The organism is Thermoanaerobacterium butyriciformans (genome assembly GCF_017874545.1).
In the GTDB taxonomy this organism is placed as follows: domain Bacteria; phylum Bacillota; class Thermoanaerobacteria; order Thermoanaerobacterales; family Thermoanaerobacteraceae; genus Thermoanaerobacterium; species Thermoanaerobacterium butyriciformans.
This window is the reverse complement of sequence record NZ_JAGGLT010000024.1, coordinates 41,832-50,170: the sequence shown is the minus strand read 5'-3', so window position 1 is coordinate 50,170 and position 8,339 is coordinate 41,832. Positions and strand designations below refer to the sequence as shown.

The window sequence follows — 8,339 nt, the reverse complement described above, 5'->3', positions numbered from 1 at the left end:
TACTCCCTTCGCTCGACTTGCATGTGTTAGGCACGCCGCCAGCGTTCGTCCTGAGCCAGGATCAAACTCTCATGTTTATATCCTTTTCTCTTCTTTTCCTTACTGGCTTTATCTCACTGTTCGGTTTTCAAGGTTCATTCTCTCGCCGCTTATCGCGACATCGTCTATATTACCACATTCATCTGCCTCTGTCAATATTATTTTCTCTGGTATTTTGTGGTACTTTGCCTCCGCTGCTTTCACAGCGACATGTGTTAATATACCACGTTTGAATTTGTTTTACAAACACGACTTTTGGTTATAAACTATTATTATAGGCAATTACATTAATATACCTTTATTATGCTCTTTTTTACGAATTTTTATTATATGAAAATAACCTTATTGAATCATTTTTACCTATGTGATATAAATTACTTAAACGATATTAGATTAGGAGTGTTGATATGACAAATGTTATTCTCAGAAATGAAAATTTAAAAAGGATATTAAGTGGTCATCCATGGATATACAAAACTGAAATTGATCATATAGAAGGTGAATATGAACCAGGCGGCATTGTAGATGTCTATGATTATAAAAAAAATTTTATAGGACGAGGATACATAAATCTTAAATCCATGATATCAATCCGCCTCCTTACATATGACAGAGATGAATTGATAAATGAAGAATTTTTTAAAAAGAGAATTTCAAATGCTTGGGAATACAGAAAAAAAATCATGAAGGATTTAAATTCTTGTAGAGTTATTTTTGGAGAAGCTGATTTTTTGCCAGCTCTTATTGTGGACAAATTCGGTGATTATCTCGTTATACAGACGCTTTCCCTTGGTATGGAAAGATACAAAAATTTAATAGTAGATACACTCGTTGAATTGTTGAAACCTAAAGGCATATATGAAAGAAATGATGTAAGCGTTAGAGAAATCGAAGGCCTTCCCAAAACAAAGGGCTATTTATATGGCAATTTTAATACGATTCAGCAATTTGAAGAAAATGGTGTAAAATTTTGGGTTGACCTAGAAAACGGTCAAAAGACCGGTTATTTTTTAGATCAAAAAGAAAATAGAGCTGCAATTAAGAAATACGTAAAAGAAGCCGATGTTTTAGATTGTTTCAGCCATACAGGCTCATTTTCTGTTCATGCGCTGCATTACGGTGCTAAAAGGGTAGAAACTGTCGATATATCACAGGCAGCTTTAGATATTGCGAAAAAAAATGTAGAGCTCAATGGATATTTAGATAGATGCCATTTTACATGTGATAACGCATTTGATTTATTAAAAAAATATGATGAGGGAAAGAAAAAATTTGATGTGGTGATTCTTGATCCACCAGCTTTTACTAAAAGCAAAGAAACAGTCAAAGATGCTATTAGAGGATACAAAGAGATAAATCTACGTGCAATGAAAATCATAAATGAAGGCGGATTTCTTATTACATGCTCATGTTCGCAGCATATAAGTCCCGACACTTTTCTCGATATAATTAAGGATGCAGCATATGATACTCACAAAAACATCAGGTTAATTGAAAAAAGAACACAGTCAAAAGATCACCCGATTTTACTAGCTTCCAATGAAACCGAATATTTAAAGTGCTTAATACTACAAGTATTTTAAATTGTCAAAATAAGAGGTTGATAACAGCCTCTTATTTAAACTTCCTACTTCCAGGCTTATCAATCGGTAACCCTTCTTTGCATAGCGGGCAGTCTTTACTTTCATACGATATAACATCAAGCGATATTACAGATTCGAATTTTATGCCGAAATCAACTTTGCCATTGCTTCTATCAACGATACTTGCAACACCGACAACATTTGCATTGTAATTTTTTACAAGTTCAATGACTTCTTTCACGGAACCTCCTGTTGTAACAACATCTTCTACTACAAGTACATTATCACCTTCATTTATTTCAAATCCTCTCCTAAGCTTCATAATCCCTTCTTCTCTTTCCGCAAACAGTGCTTTTGCACCTAACTGTCTTGCAACTTCATATGCAAATATAATTCCTCCAATAGCAGTTCCAATTACGATATCTATTTTTTCACCACTAAATCTTTGCACTATTTCTTTTGCAAACAAAGCACTGTATTCAGGATATTGAAATATTTTTGCACATTGAAGATACGTATCGCTATGTCTTCCCGACGTCAGCAAAAAGTGCCCTTTATTTAGTACTTTTAATTCACTTAATATTTTTAATATTTCTTTTCTATCCATCCTCACTTGTCCTTTCTTAGATATTTTAGTTTACCATAATATTTATACGTTAATACTATTGATTATCTGATTTATATCGGAAACATTGTTTTCGTTCATGTATTTTTTTATACCTTCAAGAATATCCATCGTACATGTTGGATTAATAAAATTATAAGTTCCAATTGCAACAGCAGTTGCACCAACTATCATAAACTCTATAGCATCTTCAGCAGAAGAAATTCCGCCCATGCCTATCACTGGAATTGACACGGCCTTTTTCGCTTCATAAACATGTTTAAGTGCTATAGGCTTTACTGCAGGTCCCGATAAGCCTGCAAATATATTTTTAAATATTGGTCTTTTTGAATTTATGTCAACTACCATGCCTGTAATTGTATTAATAAGCGACACCGCATCCGCTCCACCATCCTCAGCCGCCTTTGCATATATTTTTATATCAGCAACATTTGGCGTCAATTTTACAATCACGGTTTTATCTGTCACATATTTAACTCTTTTGGTTATTTCGTATATGCTATTGGGATTTACTCCAAATGCCATTCCACCTTCTTTTACATTTGGACATGAGACGTTAAGTTCCAACGCATGTACACCATCTATATCAAGTTTTTGAGCCATAGTTACAAATTCTTCTATTGTTTCACCTGCTATATTCACAATTATTTTTGTGTCAAATTTTTTTAAGAAAGGCAATTCATCTTTAAGAAACCCGTCTACACCAGGATTTTGTAATCCTACACTGTTTAAAATTCCTGACGGTGTTTCATATATACGGGGTGGTGGATTACCTTCTTTGGGATTTAAAGTAAGCCCCTTTACCATTATTGCTCCTAGCTTATTTAGATCAACGTATTGTGAATACTCTTTGCCAAAGCCAAATGTGCCAGATGCTACAAATACAGGATTTTTAAATTCTAAATTTCCTATATTAACTTTTAATCTCAAAACACCACCTCCTTAGCCCAAAAAACAGGTCCATCTTTGCAAACTTTTTTATAGTGGTATCCGTCCTCAGCTAGAGTCTTACATGCACATGTCATGCACGCTCCAATCCCACATCCCATGCGCTCTTCTACTGATATTTGGCACGGTATCTTATATTTTTCTGAGATATCTTTTATAGCATTTAGCATCGGTTTAGGACCGCAGCCATAAATTATATCAGCTTCATTTATAATTTCTTTCATGGCATCTGTTACATATCCTTTCATACCATAGCTTCCATCTTCTGTAGTCACTAATACATTGCCATATTTACTAAATTCATCTATAAGAAAGGCATCACTTCTAAAACCAAGTACGATATTAATATTTTTTGATTTTAATTTCTTTGAAAGAAATAGTAGCGGAGGTATACCTATACCGCCTCCAACTACAAGGATATTATTGAATTTATCAAATATGTCAAATCCGTGTCCATGAGGTCCCGTTACATCAATTTCATCATTAACTTTTATTTTTGAAAGATTATACGTTCCTTTACCTCTTACTTGATACATAACCGTCATTTTACCTTCATTATAATCACAGATGCTAAACGGCCGCTTTAATAAAGTACGCCCCCCACAGTCTATCATGACAAATTGTCCCGGCATAGGGATATCTTCAAAATGAAACTCCATCCTAAATACGCCGCTTTTTATTTCATCATTTCTTATGATAGTGTGTTTCATATTCCACCTCAACAAGCTATATACTTTCTTTTTAAAAGCGCATTATTTATCATGCCTCTCATCAGAAGAACTTCAGACCTTGCTGCCTGTGCATACTCATATTCAGAATAAACATCTTTCCAGTATTGACTTTTGTAAGCAAAGATAACTTTTCTGGAAGAGTTCACTATTGCGCCTAAATTATTTTCATCAAAACAATTTGTTACATCTTCTGCCGTGGCTCCTTGAGCACCATACCCAGGTACTAGAAAAATCGCTGATGGCATTTTTTCTCGGAGTATTTTAGCTTCTTCTCTATGGGTTGCTCCTACAACAGCACCTATTGAGCTATACCCTAGCTTGCCTTTCACAAGATTAGAAATCTTATTCACCATATTTGCTACATTCTCATATACAGTACCATTTTCAGTTTCTAAATTTTGAATTGTATATGACCCTTTATTTGATGTTTTCACAAGTATAAACAATCCCTTTTCATGCTCAATAACGTCGTGTATATATGGAGTAATAGTATCTTCTCCCATATATGGATTTACAGTAATTGCATCGATATATTCATTTTGTAGATATGCTTTAGAATACATCTCCGCCACATCAGCTATATCCCCTCTTTTCACATCCGCTATAACCATTAACCCCTTTTCTTTAGCGTATTTTGCTGTTTTGAAAAATATATCAAAACCATCCGGTCCATAAACTTCATAAAATGCAACTTGAATTTTCACTGCAGGAACTACATCAAAGATCGAATCTATTATTCCTCTGTTGAAATAATAAATAGCTTCAGATATTCCTTTAACATTATTTCCATACTTTTTAAAAGCTATTTCTTTTATAAATTCCGGAATACTTTCAATCCTAGGATCTAAACCTACAACTGTTGGATTATTTTTAGACTTTATGGCATTTATTAATTTATCTGAAAACATATTAAACACCTCTATTTAATATTTATTCATTTTAACGTATAATTATTCTATATATATTATACATTACATTCTTCAAATTTGCCATTGTTTTTATAAATTATTTTTCCGTCTACTAATGTATATTCAACAACACCAGTTAATCTTTTACCGTTGAATGGAGAATTTTTACCCTTTGATTTAAAATTATCTACATTTACCGTATATTCTTTGTTCGTGTCAACTACCGTTATATCTGCAGCATTGCCCACTTTTACTCCATATGATGTTTTTAAAAGCTTTGCTGGATTTATAGACATATAACCTACTAGATCTTCTAAAGTAATCAAGCCATTTTTTACAAGATATGTGTAAATTACAGAAAAGGCAATCTCGATCCCTGATATTCCAAATGCTGCTATCTCATATGGAACTTTCTTGTCATCTTTTGTATGTGGTGCATGATCTGTAGCGATAACATCTATTGTCCCATCTTTTAAACCTTCAATAAGGGCATCAACATCTTCTTTTGTCCTTAGAGGGGGATATGCTTTTGTGTTTGTGTCAAAACCATCTACAATGTCTTCAGTAAGACATAGGTTGTGAGGTGTTACTTCTGCTGTTATATTTACTCCATCTGCCTTGGCTCTCCTTATTAGTTCCACACTATCCTTTGTTGATACATGTGCAATATGAAGTCTTGCACCTGTAGATTTGGCTAATATTATATTTCTTGCAATCATAACTTCTTCTGCTTCATGTGGTATTCCCCTTAACCCTATCATAGTTGATATCAAACCATTATTCATGACACCTTCACCGCTTAACATTTTATCTTCACAGTGGGTAATCATCAGCAAGTCGTACATACTGCCGTATATCATTATTCTTTTCATAAGGCCGGCATTCATTATTGGATGTCCATCATCCGATAATGCAACAATACCCGCATCTTTTAATTTTACCATTTCGGAAATTTCTTCACCCATCATTCCCTTAGTCATTGACCCTATAGGTATTACCTTCGAATATCCATCCCTCTTTGCAATGCTTTTTATATATTCTACGACAACTTCATTATCTATCACTGGATTTGTATTAGGCATACAAGCAACTGTTGTATATCCGCCTGCAACGGCGGCATGGGTACCTGTCTTTATAGTCTCTTTTTCTTCAAATCCAGGCTGTCTTAAATGTGTATGCATATCCACAAATCCCGGTAAAACATATTTTCCATTGGCATCTATAATTAATGCATCATTTGACTCTATCTTTTTTTCTATTGCTTCTATTTTTCCATTATCTATTAAAATATCTGCTTTCTCATTTCCTCCATATCCATTTATTACTGTTCCACCTTTAATAATTGTTTTCATTATTTTTTCTCCTTTCACATAATAATTTTAAAAGTGCCATTCTAACTGCTACACCATTTGTTACTTGCTCCTCAATTACCGAATACCCTGAATTTGCTGTTTCGGATGAAATTTCTACATTTCTGTTAATTGGTCCTGGATGCATCAATATAGCATTATTTTTAGCAAGTTTCATCCTTTCAGATGTGATGCCAAAATATCTGGCAAACTCATCTTTTGATGGGAATAATCCGCTTTTTTGTCTTTCTAGTTGGATTCTAAGTCCCATTACAACGTCAACATCTTCTATGGCTTTATCTATGTCGTAATAGACTTTTGCACCTAATTTTTCGAAAGTTTTTGGCAATAATGTGGCAGGCCCTGCTAATCTAACTTCAGCCCCCAATTTTAAAAGTCCCCACATATTTGATCTCGCAACTCTAGAATGAACTATATCACCAATGATAACTACCTTTAATCCTTTAAATGATTCCTTTTTTTCTCTTATCGTCATCAAATCCAATAGAGCCTGTGTAGGATGCTCATTTAATCCATCTCCGGCATTTATTATAGATGCATTTAAATATTTTGCCATAAGATGCGGAGCACCTGACATATTATGACGTACTATTACAACATCCGCTTTCATTCTTTCTACTGTCCTTACGGTGTCAATGAGAGACTCACCTTTTACTACACTGCTGGTTTTAGTCTCTATATTTCCAAAATGTGCACCTAAATACTTAGCTGCCATTTCAAATGATAACCTTGTTCTTGTACTGGGCTCAAAAAATATTGTTATGATTGTTTTACCTTTTAAAATGTCCGAAATTTTTTCACCCTCTATAATTTTCTTCATTTCTTTCGCTGTATCGAGTATCTCTATTAAATCTTCCTTGGACATGTCACGAATGCCCAATACATCTTTTTTTATCACTTCTTATCATCCTTTCTTTTTTATTAAAAAATAGAGCAGTAACCATTTTTATTAGGTAAAAATGGCTCTGCTCCTAATACATAATAATATGTCTTTTGTGAATTTTACAAATTTAAAAAATCCCATAAAAAATCTCCCTTCCTTTTTTAATAAGTGGGAGAATCGCAATTCTCCCTTATCAGTCTCGCTGGACTAATTTAAAGGTTATTATTCAATTATTATAACTTTATTTACATTATCAACTTCTTCAAGCATCACACTTACAATTTCACTTTTTGACGTGGGAACATTTTTCCCTACATAGTCAGGCCTAATAGGAAGTTCCCTATGTCCTCTATCAATAAGTTCTGCTAACTGTATTGATTTTGGTCTACCTAAATCAATGACAGCATCCATCGCAGCTCTCACAGTTCTTCCTGTATAAATAACATCATCAACCAGCACAACAATCTTACCTATGACATCTACTCCTATATCACGTTTTTTAACAATTGGCTGCTCCAGTTTCGTTGTTAGGTCATCTCTATAAAGTGTTATATCCAGTGATCCTATAGGAGGCCTTTTCCCTTCAATTCTTTCTATATATCTTGCGAGCCTATTTGCAAGTGGCACACCTCTACGCATGATACCAATTAAAACGAGATTTTCTATTCCTTTATTTTTTTCTACAATTTCATGTGATATACGGATTAATGCTCTATCAATTGCCTTTTCATCCATTATCTCCGCTTTATAATTCAAGACTATACCTCCATAAAAAAACTTCTTGATAAAGCAAGAAGTTGATACACATTTTAAACTCCTTGCCAGCCTCGCAGGACTAGTTAAAGGATATTCAATCTTTCTTTTTAAATATAATATCACAATATTTTATATTTGTCTATAGACTTTTTTCAAATTTATTTATTCTACCATTAATAAGTTAATTGAAAAAGTAATTCAATCATCATTTGAAGACTTGCGAATATCATTTTATATATTTACGATATCCTGGCTATAAAAATCTGTAGAGCTGACATAACCCCAACCTTTAACCATCTGATATATGCCGTCATAGACCAAATCATTGTATGAACATATAGCATGAGGGATATTTCGATCGTTAAGTATACCGTCCAAAAGGCCTGCTTCTATCTCATTTTCTAATGTAGCTACTTTTTTAAATTTACTATTATTTTTCATGTATAACACCTCCTAACCAATTTATATTCCATATCCGTATATATATTTTATCATA

10 protein-coding genes and 1 rRNA gene are annotated in these 8,339 nt (G+C 33.5%); 1 reads left to right on the top strand and 10 read right to left on the bottom strand.

Going from position 1 to position 8,339, the window contains the following annotated elements:
- Positions 1 to 77, bottom strand: a 16S ribosomal RNA gene (locus tag J2Z80_RS10650); the annotation flags it as partial.
- A gap of 31 nt (positions 78 to 108) precedes the next feature.
- Positions 109 to 243 (bottom strand): hypothetical protein, encoded by a 135-nt coding sequence (locus J2Z80_RS15190; RefSeq protein ID WP_280953187.1) that lies wholly within the window; start codon positions 241 to 243, stop codon positions 109 to 111.
- A gap of 203 nt (positions 244 to 446) precedes the next feature.
- On the opposite strand from J2Z80_RS15190, the gene J2Z80_RS10645 reads away from it, so the two are divergent.
- A complete protein-coding gene (locus J2Z80_RS10645; RefSeq protein ID WP_209454372.1) occupies positions 447 to 1,622 on the top strand; it encodes a class I SAM-dependent rRNA methyltransferase in 1,176 nt (391 codons plus the stop codon).
- Between the two features lie 31 nt (positions 1,623 to 1,653).
- Here J2Z80_RS10645 and pyrE read toward each other — a convergent pair whose 3' ends face one another.
- The 8 genes from pyrE to J2Z80_RS10605 all read right to left on the bottom strand — a co-directional run bounded on the left by pyrE (position 1,654) and on the right by J2Z80_RS10605 (position 8,284).
- Positions 1,654 to 2,229, bottom strand: a complete 576-nt coding sequence (pyrE, locus tag J2Z80_RS10640) for an orotate phosphoribosyltransferase (RefSeq protein ID WP_209454371.1) — start codon at positions 2,227 to 2,229, stop codon at positions 1,654 to 1,656.
- Between the two features lie 42 nt (positions 2,230 to 2,271).
- A complete protein-coding gene (locus J2Z80_RS10635; RefSeq protein WP_209454370.1) occupies positions 2,272 to 3,177 on the bottom strand; it encodes a dihydroorotate dehydrogenase in 906 nt (301 codons plus the stop codon).
- Entirely contained in the window at positions 3,174 to 3,905 is a 732-nt protein-coding gene (locus J2Z80_RS10630) for a dihydroorotate dehydrogenase electron transfer subunit (protein ID WP_209454369.1), read from the bottom strand. Before J2Z80_RS10630 ends, J2Z80_RS10635 begins: the two co-directional genes overlap by 4 nt.
- A gap of 8 nt (positions 3,906 to 3,913) precedes the next feature.
- A complete protein-coding gene (gene pyrF, locus J2Z80_RS10625) occupies positions 3,914 to 4,834 on the bottom strand; it encodes an orotidine-5'-phosphate decarboxylase (protein ID WP_209454368.1) in 921 nt (306 codons plus the stop codon).
- Between the two features lie 56 nt (positions 4,835 to 4,890).
- Entirely contained in the window at positions 4,891 to 6,186 is a 1,296-nt protein-coding gene (locus J2Z80_RS10620) for a dihydroorotase (RefSeq protein ID WP_209454367.1), read from the bottom strand.
- The gene (locus J2Z80_RS10615) at positions 6,170 to 7,102 is read right to left on the bottom strand and encodes an aspartate carbamoyltransferase catalytic subunit (protein ID WP_209454366.1); all 933 of its coding nucleotides are present in this window, start codon (positions 7,100 to 7,102) and stop codon (positions 6,170 to 6,172) included. The genes J2Z80_RS10620 and J2Z80_RS10615 overlap by 17 nt, the downstream gene beginning before the upstream one ends.
- A gap of 207 nt (positions 7,103 to 7,309) precedes the next feature.
- Positions 7,310 to 7,843, bottom strand: coding sequence for a bifunctional pyr operon transcriptional regulator/uracil phosphoribosyltransferase PyrR (gene pyrR, locus J2Z80_RS10610; protein WP_209454365.1), 534 nt, complete (start codon positions 7,841 to 7,843; stop codon positions 7,310 to 7,312).
- A 231-nt stretch (positions 7,844 to 8,074) separates the two neighbouring features.
- On the bottom strand, positions 8,075 to 8,284 hold the full coding sequence (locus tag J2Z80_RS10605; RefSeq protein ID WP_209454364.1) for a hypothetical protein: 210 nt from the start codon (positions 8,282 to 8,284) through the stop codon (positions 8,075 to 8,077).
- Between the last annotated feature and the right edge of the window lie 55 nt (positions 8,285 to 8,339).

Bases quoted from the DNA above. Each gene is read 5' to 3' on its own strand.
- J2Z80_RS10645 (WP_209454372.1), top strand. From the start codon at position 447: ATGACAAATGTTATTCTCAGAAATGAAAATTTAAAAAGGATATTAAGT.
- pyrE (WP_209454371.1), bottom strand. From the start codon at position 2,229: ATGGATAGAAAAGAAATATTAAAAATATTAAGTGAATTAAAAGTACTA.
- J2Z80_RS10630 (WP_209454369.1), bottom strand. From the start codon at position 3,905: ATGAAACACACTATCATAAGAAATGATGAAATAAAAAGCGGCGTATTT.
- pyrF (WP_209454368.1), bottom strand. From the start codon at position 4,834: ATGTTTTCAGATAAATTAATAAATGCCATAAAGTCTAAAAATAATCCA.
- J2Z80_RS10620 (WP_209454367.1), bottom strand. From the start codon at position 6,186: ATGAAAACAATTATTAAAGGTGGAACAGTAATAAATGGATATGGAGGA.
- J2Z80_RS10605 (WP_209454364.1), bottom strand. From the start codon at position 8,284: ATGAAAAATAATAGTAAATTTAAAAAAGTAGCTACATTAGAAAATGAG.